The following is a 17,665-nucleotide window of genomic DNA, read 5'->3' as shown; positions in this document are numbered from 1 at the left end:
CAACGACACAGAAAAGGATAGCACAGGATTTCAGAAAGGAAATTTGTGACGGGTATCACGCTGGTCGTTTGCACACTTTCTGAGCCGCAAAAAAAGTGACGTTCCACACGAAACATAGGGTTGCATCTTTTGTTGAGAAAGATTATCTTTCTCAACACTGAATAGTTGAGCAAAACACTCAGGTATTCAGTACGACATTGCTCACATTGCTTCCAGTATTACTTGCCCACGTTAAAGTGGGCTTTTTTTTTGCTTCTGCTTCCCCGCCGCGGCGCACCGCCCGCTCACTCAGAAGAACCTTAGCTACGCTATTTGCGCGAACTGAAAAGCACAAGGCGACAGGCTTGTGACTTCAATAACCTGTGTTAATATTTGTGAAAATCAGGGAGCAGACGGGATGCTGTAAAATGAAAAAGAACATTGCGGTTTTTGTCCTTTCAACCCTGCTGGTTCTTCTCTCCTTTTATACCGTCAACGCCATTATCGTCGGGCAGCAGAATAGCAAACAGCGTGAAATCGCCAATACGCTGCTGAACTACTCCGAAGGGCTTACCCAAAGCGTCGCGGAAACGCTTAAAAGCATTACCACGCGGGGGTGCGACAAGCCCAGTCTGGATCGCTACCGACGAATAAAGCTTGAAAGCCCCTGGTTCGGTGATGTGGGCTTTATTGAAAATGGCAAAATAGCGTGTACCGCAAACTGGGGAAATATAATCGACCCCGTTCCCCTCCCCGCCACATTACACGAAACCCCCAGCGGCTTTCTCCTTGCCCAGTTTTCGCAAAAAGATTTTTTCATCGGCAATGCGGCTATTTATAACAATCTTATTATCTTCACCTCCCGCTATGCCTACGACAAATTTACCCCGGTGACCGCCAGCTATACCTTACGCTCGACGACAAAAGATTTCGGCAGAACCTTTTTTACCGCCAATTCGCAAAATGAAAAGCAGAGCTGGATACACTCCAGGCTGTTTACCATAACCATGACCCAGTGCAGCACGCGGTGGGATTTATGCGTAATCGTCAAGCACAACGACGCGGGCCTGGCGTCGCTCTCGCCGGCGATCTTTATCCTGCTCGGCATCGTTCTCTATTTTATCTGGACAGCCCTCACGCTTTTTGTCATCCGGCTGTATGAAGACCGCCTGTCGCTTGAGAGAACGCTGGTAAAAGCGGTAAAAGCCAATACCATCGGCGTGCATTACCAGCCAGTTATTCGCGCCTGTGATAAAAAAATCGTGGGGGTAGAGGTGCTTTCCCGCTGGCAGGATCAGAACGATGCGGACGTTTCACCGGAGCTGTTTATCCCCTTAATCGAGAAGGTCGGGCTGTACGATCTTTATTACAGCAATATGCTTAAAAAATCCCTGGCCGAAATCGCCCCCCTCGCCGTAGAACATCAGCTGTTAATATCCCTAAACGTCGGGCGAACGGAGATTGAGGACGGCCGTTTCTGCCAGCGGCTACGCCGTGAATGCCTGCTTAATAATATTCCGCTATCGCTGATAAAAATCGAACTCTCGGAAAAAGCCGTCGCGCACGAAGGCACGCTCGGTGAGTTTTGTAACGCCTTAAAGTCGATCGGTGTGAAAATATCTATCGATGATTTTGGCGTGCAAAATTCGAATATCGCCCGGCTGGCGAATCTGGACTATGACGAAATTAAGGTCGACAAGTCGCTGGTGGACGGAATTAGCGAAAGCTATAAGCAGGCGATTTTTGTGATTTTCTGCGACGCGCTGTTAAAGCTGAATAAAACGCTGGTCTTTGAAGGGGTGGAAACAGAAACGCAGTACGCTTTTATCTCTGAACGCTATCCCGACGCGCTGATTCAGGGATGGTATTTCTACAAATCCCTGAGCCGCGACGAGCTGGCATTAATACTCAAGCGGTAATGCATCAACGGGCGAGCACTGCGTCCAGTTGTAGTTGATACGAACCAGTTTGAGCGTTCCTGAAACCTCTCCGTAGCGCTGCGCCTGGCGTTCCTGGAAATACGTTCGCAGAGAGTCCGGCAAGCGCTCGGCCTGATAGCGCAGCAGCGTCGTATGCCAGAACGGTGCAGGCAGCGGCGTATTGGCGTGGCGCAGCAGCAGTTCATCCTTCCAGCCGGTTTTCAGCATCGCATCGCAAAACGCCTGGCGCAGCGCGCTTGCGGGCGGTAACGGAATGCCGGCAAGCAGCAGCTGACCCGCAAGCGCCACCAGCCTGAGCCCTTCTATCCTGACGGACTGGTTTTCAAAGGATGACCACGCGTCGAGAAGCTGACGCGTTTTCGCCGGAAGCGGCTGGTTTTCACCAAACATCGGCAGCGTCAGCGGGACAAACGTGAAGTGAAAACCGTTAAGAGGCTGAAGATCCACCCGCTCGTCCCCGGCGGTAAGGGACTGAAGCTCGCTGAACAGCCCGGCAATCTCTTCTGAAACCGGCGGCTGAAATCCCGTCGCCAGCGCCAGTTTACGGGTATCGTAATAGCCCTTCACCGGGCGACCCGTGCCCTCCTCCTCACGCCACAGCGCAAGGGTTTCCGCACTGGTTACCTGGTAGAGCGCGTCGAGTTCAGCGTCTTGCATGAGTTCGTCCTTCAAACGGCGTTATTCATTGCCCCACTGGTTCAGGAAGTTGGCAACGTCATCGATGCGCTGCGCCTTAATCCCGGCCTCAACCGCCATCTCCTGCTGCGCCTCTTCGCTGATCTCTTCGTTATTCGATAAGCGCTCCAGCAGCAGCTGGAAATAGTGCGCCAGCGGATCGCGCTCTGCGTCGCTCACCGGGGCGGCGGTTTCCGAGGCGTACTCGTCAACGATGTCATAGTATTTCAGCGGAATGTCGTGGTTCATGGTCATGTCTCCGGTTGGGATGTGCTGATTGTAGTGTGCATAGTAAGGGGTAATGGCGGCTTCTGACAGCACAATAAAAAACGGGAACCCTTCGGCTCCCGTTCTTGTATAACCCAGCGAGTGGATTACATGTTCGCGATAATCGCGTCGCCAAACTCTGAGCATTTCAGCAGCTTAGCGCCTTCCATCAGACGTTCGAAATCGTAAGTCACGGTTTTGGCGTTAATCGCGCCTTCCATGCCCTTAACGATCAGGTCTGCGGCTTCGAACCATTCCATGTGGCGCAGCATCATTTCTGCGGACAGGATGATAGAGCCTGGGTTGACTTTGTCCTGGCCAGCGTATTTCGGAGCAGTACCGTGGGTCGCTTCGAACAGCGCGCATTCGTCACCGATGTTTGCGCCCGGCGCGATGCCGATACCGCCAACCTGTGCTGCCAGCGCATCAGAAATGTAGTCGCCGTTCAGGTTCATACAGGCGATCACGTCGTATTCCGCTGGACGCAGCAGGATCTGTTGCAGGAACGCATCGGCGATCACATCTTTGATAATGATCTCTTTGCCGGTATTTGGGTTCTTGATCTTCTGCCACGGGCCGCCGTCAATCAGCTCGCCGCCGAACTCTTCGGTCGCCAGCTGGTAGCCCCAGTCTTTGAACGCGCCTTCGGTGAACTTCATGATGTTGCCTTTGTGAACCAGGGTCACAGAGTCGCGATCGTTGGTGATAGCGTATTCAATGGCGGCACGCACCAGACGCTTGGTCCCTTCTTCGGAGCAAGGTTTAATGCCGATACCGCAATGTTCAGGGAAGCGAATTTTCTTCACGCCCATCTCTTCGCGCAGGAATTTGATCACTTTTTCTGCATCAGCAGAGTCCGCTTTCCATTCGATACCTGCGTAGATGTCTTCTGAGTTTTCGCGGAAGATGACCATGTCGGTCAGTTCAGGGTGCTTAACCGGGCTTGGGGTGCCCTGGTAGTAACGTACCGGACGCAGACACACGTACAGATCCAGCTCCTGACGCAGCGCAACGTTCAGGGAACGAATACCGCCGCCGACCGGGGTGGTCAGTGGGCCTTTGATAGCAACGCGGTAGTCGCGGATCAGGTCCAGCGTTTCTGCTGGCAGCCAGACGTCCTGGCCATAAACTTGAGTTGATTTTTCACCGGTGTAAATTTCCATCCAGGAAATTTTACGCTCGCCTTTGTAGGCTTTCTCAACAGCGGCATCAACCACTTTCAGCATTGCAGGAGTAACGTCTACACCGATACCGTCGCCTTCGATGAACGGGATAACCGGATTGTTTGGAACGTTAATTTTGCCGTTTTGCAGGGTGATCTTTTTACCTTCCGCCGGAACAACTACTTTGCTTTCCATTAACCTCTCCTTCGAGCGCTTCTGGTTGTTACTGATCTTATGTTAATAAATTGTAATGAGCCTTTCGATAGTACCTGAATGTCCCGCGCCATGAAAGGTCTTCGTTATTAGGCTATAATGCGGCAATTGATAAAGTCTGAAAACACCATGAAGAAAACTTCTTTTAGAAATCACCAGGTTGAGCGATTCAGCTCACGACAAGCCACCAGAAGACCGCAAGGAAACCAGCCGAAGCGGGTCATTTTGTTCAATAAACCCTACGATGTGTTGCCGCAGTTCACCGACGAAGCCGGGCGCAGCACGCTGAAAGATTTTATTCCCGTACAGGGAGTCTACGCCGCAGGCCGTCTGGACCGGGATAGCGAAGGGCTGCTGGTCTTAACCAACGACGGTGCGCTTCAGGCGCGTCTGACCCAGCCGGGCAAACGCACCGGAAAAATTTATTTCGTGCAGGTTGAAGGTGAGCCGGACGACGAAAAGCTCGCGCAGCTGCGCGCGGGCGTGACGCTGAATGACGGCCCGACGCTGCCCGCAGGCGTTGAGCGCGTCAGCGAGCCTGAGTGGCTCTGGCCGCGTAATCCGCCGATCCGCGAGCGGAAATCCATTCCCACAAGCTGGCTCAAAATCACCCTGTATGAGGGCCGTAACCGCCAGGTGCGCCGCATGACGGCTCACGTGGGTTACCCGACTCTGCGCCTGATCCGCTACGCGATGGGCGACTATACGCTGGATACGCTGGCAAACGGTGAATGGCGGGACGTCCCCCTTTAAGGAGAAACGATGTTTAAACCTCATGTGACGGTCGCCTGCGTGGTTCACGCAGCGGGTAAATTCCTGGTAGTAGAAGAGACCATCAACGGCAAAGCGCTGTGGAATCAGCCTGCCGGGCATCTCGAAGCGGATGAAACCCTGGTTCAGGCCGCAAAGCGCGAGCTGTGGGAAGAGACCGGTATTCACGCCAAGCCGCAGCATCTTGTGCGTATGCACCAGTGGATTGCCCCGGACCGCACGCCGTTTTTGCGCTTTCTGTTTGCCATCGAGCTTAACGAAACGTGCGCCACCGAGCCGCACGATGACGATATCGACCGCTGCCTGTGGGTCAGCGCTGAGGAGATCCTCAACGCGCCGAACCTGCGCTCGCCGCTGGTTGCCGAGAGCATTCGCTGTTACCTGAGCGGGCAGCGGCTGCCGCTTGAGATCGTCGGGGAATTTAACTGGCCGTTTACAGAGGGTGTCAACGGTGGGGGCGCGTGATAGAATACGCCGCCTTGAAGTTCAATGTCGTGAGTATTCCATGTCAGATAACAGCCAGAAAAAAGTGATCGTCGGCATGTCCGGCGGTGTCGATTCCTCCGTTTCCGCCTACCTGTTGCAACAGCAGGGCTATAAGGTGGAGGGCCTGTTCATGAAGAACTGGGAAGAAGACGATGGCGAGGAATACTGTACGGCCGCCGCGGATCTCGCCGATGCGCAGGCCGTGTGCGATAAGCTCGGCATCGAACTGCACACCGTAAACTTTGCCGCAGAATACTGGGACAACGTGTTCGAACTCTTCCTCGAAGAGTACAAAGCGGGCCGCACCCCGAACCCGGATATTCTGTGTAACAAAGAGATCAAATTTAAAGCCTTCCTTGAATTCGCCGCTGAAGATTTGGGCGCAGACTTTATTGCGACCGGTCACTACGTGCGTCGCGCAGACGTAAATGGCAAAAGCCAGCTGCTGCGCGGTCTGGACAGCAACAAAGATCAGAGCTACTTCCTGTATACGCTGAGCCACGAGCAGATTGCCCAAAGCCTGTTCCCGGTCGGCGAGCTGGAGAAACCAGAAGTGCGTAAAATCGCCGAAGAGCTTGATCTGATCACCGCAAAGAAAAAAGACTCCACCGGTATCTGTTTTATCGGCGAGCGCAAGTTCCGCGAGTTCCTCGGTCGCTACCTCCCTGCCCAGCCGGGTAAAATTGTCACCGTCGACGGCGACGAAATCGGCCAGCATCAGGGCCTGATGTACCACACCCTCGGCCAGCGTAAAGGGCTGGGCATTGGCGGTACAAAAGAAGGCAGCGAAGATCCGTGGTACGTGGTCGACAAAGACGTTGAGAACAACATTCTGGTTGTGGCTCAGGGTCACGACCATCCGCGTCTGATGTCCGTCGGGCTTATCGCCCAGCAGCTGCACTGGGTCGATCGCGAGCCGGTCACGGGCACCCTGCGCTGCACCGTGAAAACGCGCTATCGCCAGACCGATATTCCCTGCACCATTACGGCGATTGACGACGAGCGCATTGAAGTGCGTTTCGACGAGCCAGTCGCTGCCGTTACGCCGGGTCAGTCTGCCGTGTTTTACAACGGTGAAATCTGTCTTGGTGGCGGCATTATTGAACAGCGCCTGCCGCTGCCTGCTGTTTAAACCGATTGCACACATAAAGGAGAACGTGTGGCGAAGAATTATTACGACATCACCCTGGCGCTGGCGGGAATTTGCCAGTCTGCCCGTCTGGTGCAGCAGCTCGCGCATCAGGGTCATTGCGACGCTGACGCCCTGCACGTTTCGCTGAACAGCGTTATCGATCTGAACCCCGGCTCTACGCTGGGCGTATTCGGTGGCAGCGAAACCAATCTTCGCCTCGGTCTTGAGACCCTGCTCGGCGTGCTCAACGCCAGCAACCGTCAGGGTTTGAATGCAGAGCTGACGCGCTACACGCTGAGCCTGATGGTGCTGGAGCGCAAGCTGAGCGGTGCCAAAGGCGCGATGGACACGCTGGGCGATCGCATCGCCGGTTTACAGCGCCAGCTCGACCATTTCGATCTGCAATCGGAAACCCTTCTGAGCGCGATGGCGGGCATTTATGTTGACGTCATCAGCCCTCTGGGGCCCCGTATTCAGGTAACCGGTTCTCCTGCCGTTCTGCAAAGCCCACAGGTACAGGCGAAGGTTCGCGCTTCCCTGCTGGCCGGCATTCGTGCCGCCGTGCTGTGGCATCAGGTTGGCGGTGGCCGCCTGCAACTAATGTTTTCTCGTAATCGCCTGACGACTCAGGCAAAACAAATTCTTGCTCATTGTTAACCTCCCGGAGTTGCGAATTATGGAATTATCCTCACTGACCGCCGTTTCCCCCGTCGACGGACGCTACGGCGACAAAGTCAGCGCGCTGCGCGAGATCTTCAGCGAATACGGTTTGCTGAAGTTTCGTGTACAGGTTGAAGTCCGCTGGCTGCAAAAGCTGGCCACTCAGGCAGCAATCAAGGAAGTTCCTGCTTTTGACGCCCAGGCAAACGATTACCTTGATAAAATCGTTGCTGACTTCAACGTAGAAGACGCGGCGCGTATCAAAACCATCGAGCGCACCACCAACCACGACGTGAAGGCGGTTGAGTACTTCCTGAAAGAGAAAGTGGCTGCGGTGCCTGCCCTGCACGCGGTTTCAGAGTTCATTCACTTCGCCTGTACGTCGGAAGATATTAACAACCTGTCCCACGCGCTGATGCTCTCTGCCGCGCGCAAAGACGTGGTGCTGCCTTACTGGCGTAAAATCATCGACGCGGTGAAAGCGCTGGCGCACGAGTACCGCGATGTGCCTCTGCTCTCCCGTACCCACGGCCAGCCAGCGACCCCATCCACCATGGGCAAAGAGATGGCGAACGTGGCGTACCGCATGGAGCGCCAGTTCCGCCAGCTTGAGCAGGTTGAGATCCTCGGGAAAATCAACGGCGCGGTCGGTAACTATAACGCCCACATCGCCGCCTACCCGGAAGTGGACTGGCACCAGTTCAGCGAAGAGTTTGTGACCTCTCTGGGCATTCAGTGGAACCCGTACACCACCCAGATCGAGCCGCACGACTACATCGCCGAGCTGTTTGACTGCATCGCGCGCTTCAACACCATCCTGATCGACTTCGATCGCGACGTGTGGGGCTATATCGCGCTGAACCACTTCAAGCAGAAAACCATCGCCGGTGAAATTGGCTCCTCCACCATGCCGCACAAGGTGAACCCGATTGACTTCGAAAACTCCGAAGGCAACCTGGGCCTGGCGAACGCGATGCTGCAACACATGGCGAGCAAACTGCCCGTGTCCCGCTGGCAGCGTGACCTGACCGACTCCACAGTGCTGCGTAACCTCGGCGTGGGTATCGGCTACGCGCTGATCGCCTATCAGTCCACCCTGAAGGGCGTAAGCAAGCTGGAGCTGAACGGCGACCGACTGCTGGACGAGCTGGATCACAACTGGGAAGTGCTGGCCGAGCCGATTCAGACGGTAATGCGCCGTTACGGCATCGAGAAGCCGTACGAGAAGCTGAAAGAGCTGACCCGCGGCAAACGCGTAGACGCCGAAGGCATGAAGCAGTTCATCGACGGCCTTGCGCTGCCGGAAGACGAAAAAACGCGTCTGAAAGCGATGACCCCTGCCAACTACATCGGTCGTGCCACCACCATGGTCGACGAGCTGAAGTAATCTCCCTTCCCCCTTTCCGCCCGGAAAGGGGGCTGCTTTTCCCCGGTTTACTAAATGTTTATCCCCACGGCAACATAATCGGCGTTAAACTATTCATACAATTATTTCTGGGAGAAAAGATGATGCGCGTATTGGTTGTTGAGGATAACGCATTGCTACGACATCACCTGAAAGTACAGCTTCAGGAGATGGGCCATCAGGTGGACGATGCCGAAGATGCAAAAGAAGCCGATTATTATCTCAATGAACACCTGCCGGATATCGCCATCGTCGATTTAGGGTTGCCCGATGAGGACGGCCTGTCGCTGATCCGCCGCTGGCGTAGCCACGATGTCTCTCTCCCGGTGCTGGTGCTTACCGCCCGTGAAGGGTGGCAGGACAAGGTCGAAGTGCTTAGCGCGGGCGCCGATGACTACGTCACCAAGCCGTTTCACATCGAAGAAGTCGCCGCGCGAATGCAGGCCCTGCTGCGCCGCAACAGCGGTTTAGCCTCGCAGGTGATCTCGATTCCTCCGTTCCAGGTCGATCTCTCCCGCCGTGAATTTTCCATTAACGATGAAGTGATCAAGCTGACCGCGTTTGAATACACCATTATGGAAACGCTGATCCGCAACAGCGGCAAAGTGGTGAGCAAAGATTCCTTAATGCTCCAGCTTTACCCGGACGCCGAACTGCGCGAGAGCCATACCATTGACGTGCTGATGGGGCGTTTGCGTAAAAAAATCCAGGCGCAGTATCCGCAGGATGTGATCACCACCGTGCGTGGTCAGGGTTATCTGTTCGAATTACGCTAAATGAAGAGATTACTGCGTCATATTCTCCCCCTCTCTCTGCGGGTTCGTTTTCTGCTGGCAACGGCCGCCGTGGTGCTGGTGCTGTCCCTCTCTTACGGGATGGTGGCGCTGGTCGGCTATAGCGTCAGTTTTGATAAGACCACGTTCCGCCTGCTGCGCGGGGAAAGTAACCTCTTTTACACCCTCGCGAAGTGGGAAAATAACCGCATCAGCGTGGATATGCCGGAAAATCTGAATCAGCAAAGCCCGACGATGGCGCTGATTTACGATGAAAAAGGCCACCTGCTCTGGGCACAGCGCGACGTGCCCTGGCTGGTTAAAAGCATCCGACCTGAATGGCTCAAGACTAACGGTTTTCACGAGATAGAGGCCGATCTGAACGCCTCCAGCACCCTGATCCGCAACGATCGCTCGTTGCAGCAGAAGCTCGATGAGATCCGCGCCGATGACGACGAAACGGAGATGACGCACTCCGTTGCCATCAACCTTTACCCCGCCACGGCGCAAATGCCGCAGCTCACCATCGTGGTGATCGACACCATTCCGGTTGAGCTTAAACGCTCCTATATGGTCTGGAGCTGGTTCGTTTACGTTCTGGCCGCCAACCTGCTGCTGGTGATCCCGCTGCTGTGGGTAGCCGCCTGGTGGAGCCTGCGCCCTATCGAGTCGCTGGCGAAAGAGGTGCGCGAGCTGGAGGAGCACCACCGCGAGAAGCTCAACCCGGAAACCACCCGCGAGCTGACGAGCCTGGTGCGTAACCTCAACCGCCTGCTGAAAAGCGAACGCGAGCGTTACGATAAATACCGCACCACCCTCACCGATTTGACCCACAGCCTGAAAACGCCGCTGGCGGTGATGCAAAGCACCCTGCGCTCGATGCGCAGCTCGAAGCTAAGCGTCGACGACGCCGAGCCGGTGATGCTGGAGCAGATCAGCCGTATTTCGCAGCAGATTGGCTATTATCTGCACCGCGCCAGTATGCGTTCCGGCAGCGCCCTGCTCAGCCGCGAGCTGCATCCGGTTGCGCCCCTGCTGGACAATCTGACCTCCGCGCTGAATAAGGTTTACCAGCGTAAAGGGGTCAATATCAGCCTCGATATTTCGCCGGAAATCAGCTTCGTTGGCGAAAAAAACGACTTTATGGAGGTGATGGGCAACCTCCTCGACAACGCCTGCAAATACTGCCTGGAGTTTGTTGAAGTCTCCGCGCGACAGACGGAAAACGAGCTGCATATCATCGTTGAAGACGACGGCCCGGGCATTCCGCACAACAAACGCGACGTGGTGTTCGATCGCGGCCAGCGCGTCGACACGCTGCGTCCGGGTCAGGGCGTGGGGCTATCCGTGGCGCTGGAGATTGTCGATCAGTACGACGGCAAGATCGAAACCGGCGAGAGTTTACTGGGCGGCGCGCGTATGGAAGTCATTTTTGCCCGCCAGCAGCTGATATCGAGCGATAGTTAAGCCGTTATGTGAAAAATGCGAGGATCTCGCACCCAGGCTCTGCTGGTTCCGTTATAATCCGTTTCAGTAAGAGCCTGCGGAATAAAAAAATATGGAATACCACTTAACACTTAACTGGCCCGACTTTATTGAACGCTACTGGCAGAAACGCCCGGTCGTTCTCAAGCGCGGGATTGCGAATTTTGTCGACCCTATCTCCCCTGACGAACTGGCCGGCCTGGCCATGGAAAGCGAAGTCGACAGCCGTCTGGTCAGTCATCAGGACGGCAAATGGCAGGTCAGCCACGGCCCCTTCGAAAGCTACGATCACCTCGGTGAAAACAACTGGTCTTTACTGGTACAGGCGGTCAACCACTGGCATGAACCGACCGCAGCCTTAATGCGCCCGTTCCGCGCCCTGCCAGACTGGCGCATGGACGATCTGATGATCTCCTTCTCCGTGCCGGGCGGCGGCGTTGGCCCGCACCTGGATCAGTATGACGTGTTCATCATTCAGGGTACCGGTCGCCGCCGCTGGCGCGTGGGCGAGAAAGTGCCAATGAAACAGCACTGCCCGCACCCTGACCTGCTCCAGGTCGATCCGTTTGAAGGGATCATCGACGAGGAGCTGGAGCCGGGCGACATCCTCTATATCCCGCCGGGATTCCCGCACGAGGGCTATTCGCTGGAAAACTCCCTGAACTACTCGGTCGGTTTCCGCGCGCCAAGCGGCCGCGAGATGATCAGCGGTTTTGCGGACTATGTTCTTCAGCGCGAGCTGGGCAGCCACCGCTACAGCGATCCGGACGTTCCGGCGCGCGAGCACCCGGCCGATATTCTGCCGCAGGAGCTGGATAAGCTGCGCGGAATGATGCTGGATCTGATCAACGAACCGGAGCATTTCAAACAGTGGTTCGGTGAGTTTGTCAGCCAGTCACGCCACGAGCTGGATGTTGCGCCACCGGAGCCGCCGTATCAGGCCGACGAGATTTATGATGCGCTGCAACAGGGCGATAAGCTGGTGCGTCTGGGCGGGCTGCGCGTGCTGCGCATCGGTGAAGATGTGTTTGTGAACGGCGAGAAGCTCGATTCTCCGCATCGCCCGGCGCTGGATGCGATTGCGGGTCATATTACCTTAACCGCAAAGCTATTCGGTGATGCGCTGGAAGACCCGTCATTCCTCGCCATGCTCGCCGCGCTAGTGAACAGCGGGTATTGGTTCTTTGAGGACTGAGTAGCGTCTGTGGCCGGGTGGCGGCTACGCCTTACCCGGCCTACGTTCCGATCGTAGGCCCGGTAAGCGCAGCGCCACCGGGCAATCTTTTAACGTTTCGCCGTTAACTCCGCTATCCGCACGATCACGCTCACCGCTTTCTCCATCCCTTCGAGGGTCACGAACTCGTGCTTGCCGTGGTAGTTATAGCCGCCGGTAAACAGGTTCGGGCACGGCAGCCCCATAAAGGAGAGCTGCGAACCGTCGGTGCCGCCGCGAATCGGTTTCAGCTGAGGCTCGATATCGCAGTCGCGCATCGCCTGCTGGGCAATGTCCAGAATATGCGGATGCTCCATCACCTTGTCGCGCATGTTGTAGTAGCTGTCTTCAATAATCAGCTCGATATAGCAGTCCGGGTGCAAACCCTTGCCCACCTTCTTGGCGATCTCCATCATCTTACGCTTGCGCGCCTCAAAGGTTTTGCGGTCGAAATCGCGGACGATGTAGTGCATCTGCGCGCTATCCACCGTGCCTTTAATGCTGGTGAGATGGTAGAAACCTTCGTAGCCTTCGGTCTGTTCCGGGCTTTCGTCTGCCGGCACTTCCGCGTGAATGCGCGACGCCAGCGACAGCGCGTTGACCATCACCCCTTTCGCCGAACCGGGATGGACGTTGTTACCGACAATTTTGATGGTGACCGACGCGGCGTTGAAGTTTTCAAACTCCAGCTCGCCCACGCCACCGCCGTCTACGGTGTAGGCCCACTTCGCGTCAAACGCCTCGACGTCAAAATGTTTCGCCCCTTTGCCCACCTCTTCGTCCGGGGTAAACGCCACGCGGATATCACCGTGCGGCACGTTTTTGCCTTTCAGCACCGCCAGCGCGGTCATGATTTCTGCGATGCCGGCCTTATCGTCCGCGCCCAGCAGGGTTTTGCCGTCGGTGGTGATCAGCGTCTGGCCCAGCAGCTGATGCAGCACCGGGAACATAACCGGCGACAGCACCTCGTCGCCGATGCCCAGCGCAATATCACCGCCGCGGTAGTTTTCGACAATCTGCGGGTTGACGTGCTTGCCGCTAAAATCCGGTGAGGTATCAACATGGGAGATAAAGCCAATCGCCGGAATATCACCCTCGACGTTGGCAGGCAGCGTTCCCATCACAGTGCCTTTCTCGCTCAGCGTGACGTTAACCAGCCCCAACTCTTCCAGTTGTGATTTCAGCAGGTTTAATAACTTCCACTGGCCTTCGGTGCTCGGCACCTGTCGAACACCCGCTTTAGATTGGGTATCCAGCGATACGTACTGTAAAAAACGCTCAAGTAATTTATCCATGCAGCCACCCTCACTTTTTGTGACAACATTATCAATAAGCATCAAAACGCAAATATTGCGTCAGGTCACTTTTATCCCGCAAACGAGAATATTTTACGTTTATGTTGCACAGCGTCTATAAATGTAGCTTATGAATCAGTGACAAGGATTGGCGATTGCCGGGGATTGCCGTAGAATGGCCGCCCTCTTTAAGAGTCACCAAGGTGGTTACACACAAACCCCGCTTCGATAAGCCCGTCGAAGCGTCTATACGGGACAGCGCAAAAATTGAATACACAACCCCGTTCCCTTATGCCGCTGGTGCAACTGGAACGAATTCGTAAAAGCTTTGATGGCAAAGAGGTGATTTCCGACCTCAACCTGACTATCAACGACGGTGAGTTTCTGACGCTGCTTGGCCCTTCCGGCTGCGGCAAGACAACCGTACTGCGCCTTATCGCCGGGCTGGAAAACGTCGATAACGGCCACATCCATCTTGAGAACCATGACATCACTCAGGTTCCCGCCGAAGACCGACACGTCAATACCGTCTTTCAAAGTTACGCCCTCTTCCCGCACATGACCGTGTTCGAGAACGTGGCGTTTGGCCTGCGGATGCAAAAAACCCCGGCCAGCGACATTCCTCCCCGCGTGACCGACGCCCTGAAGATGGTGCAGCTGGAAGAGTTCGCCCAGCGCAAGCCGCATCAGCTTTCCGGCGGCCAGCAGCAGCGCGTGGCTATCGCCCGTGCAGTAGTGAATAAACCGCGTCTGCTCCTGCTGGATGAGTCCCTGTCCGCGCTGGACTACAAGCTGCGCAAGCAGATGCAAAACGAGCTGAAGGCGCTCCAGCGCAAGCTAGGCATCACCTTCGTGTTCGTGACCCACGATCAGGAAGAGGCGCTCACCATGTCCGACCGTATCGTGGTGATGCGCGACGGCAAAATCGAGCAGGACGGCACCCCGCGCGAGATCTACGAAGAGCCGAAAAACCTGTTTGTGGCGAGCTTCATTGGTGAAATCAATATCTTCGATGCCACGGTGATTGAGCCTCTGGACGATCGGCGCGTTCGCGCCAGCGTTGAAGGCCACGAGTGCAATCTCACCGTCACTTTCCCGGTTCAGCCGGGGCAAAAGCTTAACGTTCTGCTGCGCCCGGAAGATCTGCGCGTCGATGAGGTTCACGATCAGACCGACGCCGAAGGGCTTATCGGCTATATCCGCGAGCGAAACTACAAGGGGATGACCCTGGAGTCGGTCGTGGAGCTCGAAAACGGCAAGATGGTGATGGTCAGCGAGTTCTTTAACGAGGACGACCCGGACTTTGACCACTCCCTCGATCAGAAAATGGTTATCAACTGGGTAGAAAGCTGGGAGGTTGTGCTGGCTGATGAAGAACACAAGTAAATTCCAGAATGTGGTGATTGCCACGATCGTCGGTTGGCTTGTGTTGTTTGTCTTTTTACCCAACCTGATGATCATCGTTACCAGCTTTTTGACCCGCGACGACACGAATTTCGTCAAGCTGGTCTTTACGCTGGAAAACTACTCGCGCCTGCTCGATCCGCTCTATTTTGACGTGCTGCTGCACTCGCTCAATATGGCGCTGATCGCCACCGTTGCCTGCCTGGTGCTGGGCTACCCGTTTGCGTGGTTTCTGGCGCGTCTGCCGCAGAAGGTGCGCCCTCTGCTGCTGTTTTTGCTGATAGTTCCCTTCTGGACCAACTCGTTAATCCGTATCTACGGGCTTAAGATTTTCCTCAGCACTAAGGGCTATCTGAACGAGTTTCTGCTGTGGCTGGGCATCATCGACACGCCGATACGCATCATGTTTACGCCGGGCGCGGTGATTATCGGCCTGGTGTATATCCTGCTGCCGTTTATGGTCATGCCGCTCTACTCCAGCATTGAGAAGCTCGACAAACCCGTGCTGGAAGCCGCGCGCGATCTGGGCGCCAGCAAGCTGCAAACCTTTATCCGCATTATTATTCCGCTGACCATGCCGGGCATTGTGGCGGGCTGTCTGCTGGTGATGCTGCCCGCGATGGGGCTGTTCTACGTGTCTGACCTGATGGGCGGAGCGAAGAACCTGCTGATTGGTAACGTCATCAAGAGCCAGTTCCTGAATATCCGCGACTGGCCGTTTGGCTCGGCGACCAGCATTACCCTGACGGTGGTGATGGGGCTGATGCTGCTGGTCTACTGGCGCGCGTCGCGTTTGCTGAATAAAAGGGTGGAACTCGAATGATCGGTCGACTGCTTCGCGGCGGTTTTATGACCGCCATCTACGCGTATCTCTATATCCCGATTATCATTTTGATCGTGAACTCGTTTAACAGCTCGCGCTTCGGGATCAGCTGGCAGGGCTTTACCACCAAATGGTATAGCCTGCTGATGAACAACGACAGCCTGCTTCAGGCCGCACAGCACTCGCTGACGATGGCGATATTCTCCGCCACCTTCGCCACGCTGATCGGCTCGCTCACCGCCGTGGCGCTTTACCGCTATCGTTTTCGCGGTAAACCCTTCGTCAGCGGCATGCTGTTTGTGGTGATGATGTCGCCGGACATCGTAATGGCGATTTCGCTGCTGGTGCTGTTTATGCTGCTGGGCGTTCAGCTGGGCTTCTGGTCGCTGCTGTTCTCGCACATCACCTTCTGCCTGCCGTTTGTGGTCGTCACCGTCTACTCCCGTCTGAAGGGCTTTGACGTGCGGATGCTGGAGGCGGCGAAAGATTTGGGTGCCAGCGAGTTAACCATTCTGCGCAAAATCATCCTGCCGCTGGCGATGCCCGCCGTCGCGGCCGGGTGGCTGCTGAGCTTTACCCTGTCGATGGACGATGTGGTCGTGTCGTCGTTCGTCACCGGGCCGAGCTATGAAATTCTGCCGTTGAAGATCTATTCGATGGTTAAAGTCGGCGTGTCGCCAGAGGTGAACGCGCTGGCAACCATTCTGCTGCTGCTTTCGCTGGTTCTGGTGATTGCCAGCCAGGTTATTGCTCGTGATAAAACAAAATCTCAGGGGACAATGAAATGAAAAAGATGTTCGCCGCTGCGGCGCTGGCGCTCACGATGGGTGCCGCGCACGCTGATGACAGCAAAACGCTCTACTTCTACAACTGGACCGAGTACGTGCCGCCAGGCCTGCTGGAGCAGTTCACCAAAGAGACCGGCATCAAGGTGATTTATTCGACCTATGAATCGAATGAAACCATGTACGCCAAGCTCAAGACCTACAAAGACGGGGCCTACGATCTGGTGGTGCCGTCGACCTACTTTGTCGACAAAATGCGCAAAGAGGGAATGATCCAAAAGATCGATAAAACGAAGCTGACCAATTTTTCAAACCTCGATCCGCAGATGCTCAACAAGCCGTTCGATCCGAACAACGATTACTCCATTCCGTACATCTGGGGCGCGACGGCCATCGGCGTCAATAGTGACGCCATCGATCCGAAAACCGTCACCAGCTGGGCCGACCTGTGGAAGCCGGAGTACAAAGGCAGCCTGCTGCTGACCGACGACGCACGTGAAGTGTTCCAGATGGCGCTGCGCAAGCTGGGGTATTCCGGCAACACCACCGATCCGAAAGAGATTGAAGCTGCCTATAACGAGCTGAAAAAGCTGATGCCAAACGTGGCGGCGTTTAACTCGGATAACCCGGCCAACCCGTACATGGAAGGGGAAGTGAATCTGGGCATGGTGTGGAACGGCTCCGCCTGGGTCGCGCGTCAGGCCGGTACGCCGCTTGAAGTCGTCTGGCCTAAAGAGGGCGGGATCTTCTGGATGGACAGCCTGTCGATTCCGGCAAACGCTAAAAACAAAGAGGGTGCGCTGAAGCTGATTAACTTCCTGCTGCGCCCGGACGTGGCAAAACAGGTTGCGGAAACCATCGGTTATCCGACGCCAAACCTGGCGGCGCGTAAGCTGTTAAGCCCGGACGTCGCGAACGATAAATCGCTCTACCCTGACGCGGAAACTATCAATAAAGGCGAATGGCAGAACGACGTCGGCGACGCGAGCCGGATTTATGAAGAGTATTATCAGAAGCTGAAGGCGGGACGCTAAGTACTAACTCCCTCTCCTCTTTGGGGAGAGGGCTGGGGTGAGGGGAACATACGGCTGTTGTGGTCATTCCGTTCACCTCACGTTCCTTGCTTCTCTGTCGCTACCACACTTGTGAACGTGTCAGGGCGGTTCACCGCCACCGCCCTGACAACCCGGGCTCCC

17 protein-coding genes are annotated in these 17,665 nt (G+C 55.7%); 13 read left to right on the top strand and 4 right to left on the bottom strand.

The features are described 5' to 3' along the window. Positions 1-407: 407 nt before the first annotated feature. Complete coding sequence (locus ACSVHP_RS00085) at positions 408-1,898, top strand: EAL domain-containing protein (RefSeq protein ID WP_447550564.1); 1,491 nt, start codon at positions 408-410, stop codon at positions 1,896-1,898. Here the strand turns inward: ACSVHP_RS00085 and ACSVHP_RS00080 are convergent. From ACSVHP_RS00080 to icd, 3 genes are all read right to left on the bottom strand, one after another. Next, on the bottom strand, positions 1,881-2,576 hold the full coding sequence (locus ACSVHP_RS00080; RefSeq protein ID WP_447550563.1) for a hypothetical protein: 696 nt from the start codon (positions 2,574-2,576) through the stop codon (positions 1,881-1,883). The two genes, ACSVHP_RS00085 and ACSVHP_RS00080, sit on opposite strands and share 18 nt — an antisense overlap. A gap of 21 nt (positions 2,577-2,597) precedes the next feature. Further along, complete coding sequence (locus ACSVHP_RS00075) at positions 2,598-2,843, bottom strand: YmjA family protein (protein WP_234673627.1); 246 nt, start codon at positions 2,841-2,843, stop codon at positions 2,598-2,600. A 125-nt stretch (positions 2,844-2,968) separates the two neighbouring features. Further along, positions 2,969-4,219 carry an NADP-dependent isocitrate dehydrogenase gene (icd, locus tag ACSVHP_RS00070; protein ID WP_014069829.1) on the bottom strand — a complete coding sequence of 417 codons (1,251 nt, stop codon included), beginning with the start codon at positions 4,217-4,219 and terminating at the stop codon, positions 2,969-2,971. Between the two features lie 117 nt (positions 4,220-4,336). Here icd and rluE point away from each other — a divergent pair, with 117 nt between their 5' ends. The 8 genes from rluE to ACSVHP_RS00030 all read left to right on the top strand — a co-directional run bounded on the left by rluE (position 4,337) and on the right by ACSVHP_RS00030 (position 12,144). Continuing rightward, entirely contained in the window at positions 4,337-4,990 is a 654-nt protein-coding gene (gene rluE, locus ACSVHP_RS00065) for a 23S rRNA pseudouridine(2457) synthase RluE (protein ID WP_417313986.1), read from the top strand. A 9-nt stretch (positions 4,991-4,999) separates the two neighbouring features. Beyond that, the gene (locus ACSVHP_RS00060; RefSeq protein WP_447550562.1) at positions 5,000-5,473 is read left to right on the top strand and encodes an NUDIX hydrolase; all 474 of its coding nucleotides are present in this window, start codon (positions 5,000-5,002) and stop codon (positions 5,471-5,473) included. A gap of 40 nt (positions 5,474-5,513) precedes the next feature. After that, positions 5,514-6,626 carry a tRNA 2-thiouridine(34) synthase MnmA gene (gene mnmA / locus ACSVHP_RS00055; protein ID WP_234673586.1) on the top strand — a complete coding sequence of 371 codons (1,113 nt, stop codon included), beginning with the start codon at positions 5,514-5,516 and terminating at the stop codon, positions 6,624-6,626. 27 nt (positions 6,627-6,653) lie between these two features. Further along, complete coding sequence (hflD, locus tag ACSVHP_RS00050; protein ID WP_417315321.1) at positions 6,654-7,283, top strand: high frequency lysogenization protein HflD; 630 nt, start codon at positions 6,654-6,656, stop codon at positions 7,281-7,283. A 19-nt stretch (positions 7,284-7,302) separates the two neighbouring features. Continuing rightward, complete coding sequence (gene purB, locus ACSVHP_RS00045) at positions 7,303-8,673, top strand: adenylosuccinate lyase (protein WP_234673585.1); 1,371 nt, start codon at positions 7,303-7,305, stop codon at positions 8,671-8,673. A 122-nt stretch (positions 8,674-8,795) separates the two neighbouring features. Then, positions 8,796-9,467, top strand: coding sequence for a two-component system response regulator PhoP (gene phoP / locus ACSVHP_RS00040; protein WP_152084494.1), 672 nt, complete (start codon positions 8,796-8,798; stop codon positions 9,465-9,467). Then, positions 9,468-10,931, top strand: a complete 1,464-nt coding sequence (gene phoQ / locus ACSVHP_RS00035) for a two-component system sensor histidine kinase PhoQ (protein ID WP_447550561.1) — start codon at positions 9,468-9,470, stop codon at positions 10,929-10,931. Between the two features lie 91 nt (positions 10,932-11,022). Then, positions 11,023-12,144, top strand: a complete 1,122-nt coding sequence (locus tag ACSVHP_RS00030; RefSeq protein ID WP_447550559.1) for a ribosomal protein uL16 3-hydroxylase — start codon at positions 11,023-11,025, stop codon at positions 12,142-12,144. A gap of 89 nt (positions 12,145-12,233) precedes the next feature. Here ACSVHP_RS00030 and pepT read toward each other — a convergent pair whose 3' ends face one another. Then, positions 12,234-13,457 (bottom strand): peptidase T, encoded by a 1,224-nt coding sequence (gene pepT / locus ACSVHP_RS00025; protein WP_447550558.1) that lies wholly within the window; start codon positions 13,455-13,457, stop codon positions 12,234-12,236. A 291-nt stretch (positions 13,458-13,748) separates the two neighbouring features. On the opposite strand from pepT, the gene potA reads away from it, so the two are divergent. The 4 genes from potA to potD are packed head-to-tail and all read left to right on the top strand — an operon-like array spanning position 13,749 to position 17,503. Beyond that, positions 13,749-14,843: a spermidine/putrescine ABC transporter ATP-binding protein PotA gene (potA, locus tag ACSVHP_RS00020; protein ID WP_447550860.1), complete on the top strand. Its 1,095-nt coding sequence runs from the start codon at positions 13,749-13,751 to the stop codon at positions 14,841-14,843. Further along, positions 14,827-15,684: a spermidine/putrescine ABC transporter permease PotB gene (gene potB, locus ACSVHP_RS00015; RefSeq protein ID WP_447550557.1), complete on the top strand. Its 858-nt coding sequence runs from the start codon at positions 14,827-14,829 to the stop codon at positions 15,682-15,684. The genes potA and potB overlap by 17 nt, the downstream gene beginning before the upstream one ends. Next, positions 15,681-16,472, top strand: coding sequence for a spermidine/putrescine ABC transporter permease PotC (potC, locus tag ACSVHP_RS00010; RefSeq protein WP_234673580.1), 792 nt, complete (start codon positions 15,681-15,683; stop codon positions 16,470-16,472). The genes potB and potC overlap by 4 nt, the downstream gene beginning before the upstream one ends. Next, complete coding sequence (gene potD / locus ACSVHP_RS00005; RefSeq protein ID WP_447550555.1) at positions 16,469-17,503, top strand: spermidine/putrescine ABC transporter substrate-binding protein PotD; 1,035 nt, start codon at positions 16,469-16,471, stop codon at positions 17,501-17,503. Before potC ends, potD begins: the two co-directional genes overlap by 4 nt. The last annotated feature ends 162 nt before the right edge of the window (positions 17,504-17,665 follow it).

The organism is Enterobacter sp. 186315, from assembly GCF_053290175.1.
The sequence above is the reverse complement of the archived record's forward strand: the minus strand, read 5'-3'. Positions and strand labels throughout refer to the sequence as shown.

Coding starts and splice junctions, on each gene's coding strand:
- ACSVHP_RS00085 (WP_447550564.1), top strand. CDS start 408: ATGAAAAAGAACATTGCGGTTTTTGTCCTTTCAACCCTGCTGGTTCTT.
- ACSVHP_RS00080 (WP_447550563.1), bottom strand. CDS start 2,576: ATGCAAGACGCTGAACTCGACGCGCTCTACCAGGTAACCAGTGCGGAA.
- ACSVHP_RS00075 (WP_234673627.1), bottom strand. CDS start 2,843: ATGAACCACGACATTCCGCTGAAATACTATGACATCGTTGACGAGTAC.
- icd (WP_014069829.1), bottom strand. CDS start 4,219: ATGGAAAGCAAAGTAGTTGTTCCGGCGGAAGGTAAAAAGATCACCCTG.
- rluE (WP_417313986.1), top strand. CDS start 4,337: ATGCGGCAATTGATAAAGTCTGAAAACACCATGAAGAAAACTTCTTTT.
- ACSVHP_RS00060 (WP_447550562.1), top strand. CDS start 5,000: ATGTTTAAACCTCATGTGACGGTCGCCTGCGTGGTTCACGCAGCGGGT.
- mnmA (WP_234673586.1), top strand. CDS start 5,514: ATGTCAGATAACAGCCAGAAAAAAGTGATCGTCGGCATGTCCGGCGGT.
- purB (WP_234673585.1), top strand. CDS start 7,303: ATGGAATTATCCTCACTGACCGCCGTTTCCCCCGTCGACGGACGCTAC.
- phoP (WP_152084494.1), top strand. CDS start 8,796: ATGCGCGTATTGGTTGTTGAGGATAACGCATTGCTACGACATCACCTG.
- phoQ (WP_447550561.1), top strand. CDS start 9,468: ATGAAGAGATTACTGCGTCATATTCTCCCCCTCTCTCTGCGGGTTCGT.
- ACSVHP_RS00030 (WP_447550559.1), top strand. CDS start 11,023: ATGGAATACCACTTAACACTTAACTGGCCCGACTTTATTGAACGCTAC.
- pepT (WP_447550558.1), bottom strand. CDS start 13,457: ATGGATAAATTACTTGAGCGTTTTTTACAGTACGTATCGCTGGATACC.
- potA (WP_447550860.1), top strand. CDS start 13,749: ATGCCGCTGGTGCAACTGGAACGAATTCGTAAAAGCTTTGATGGCAAA.
- potB (WP_447550557.1), top strand. CDS start 14,827: ATGAAGAACACAAGTAAATTCCAGAATGTGGTGATTGCCACGATCGTC.
- potC (WP_234673580.1), top strand. CDS start 15,681: ATGATCGGTCGACTGCTTCGCGGCGGTTTTATGACCGCCATCTACGCG.
- potD (WP_447550555.1), top strand. CDS start 16,469: ATGAAAAAGATGTTCGCCGCTGCGGCGCTGGCGCTCACGATGGGTGCC.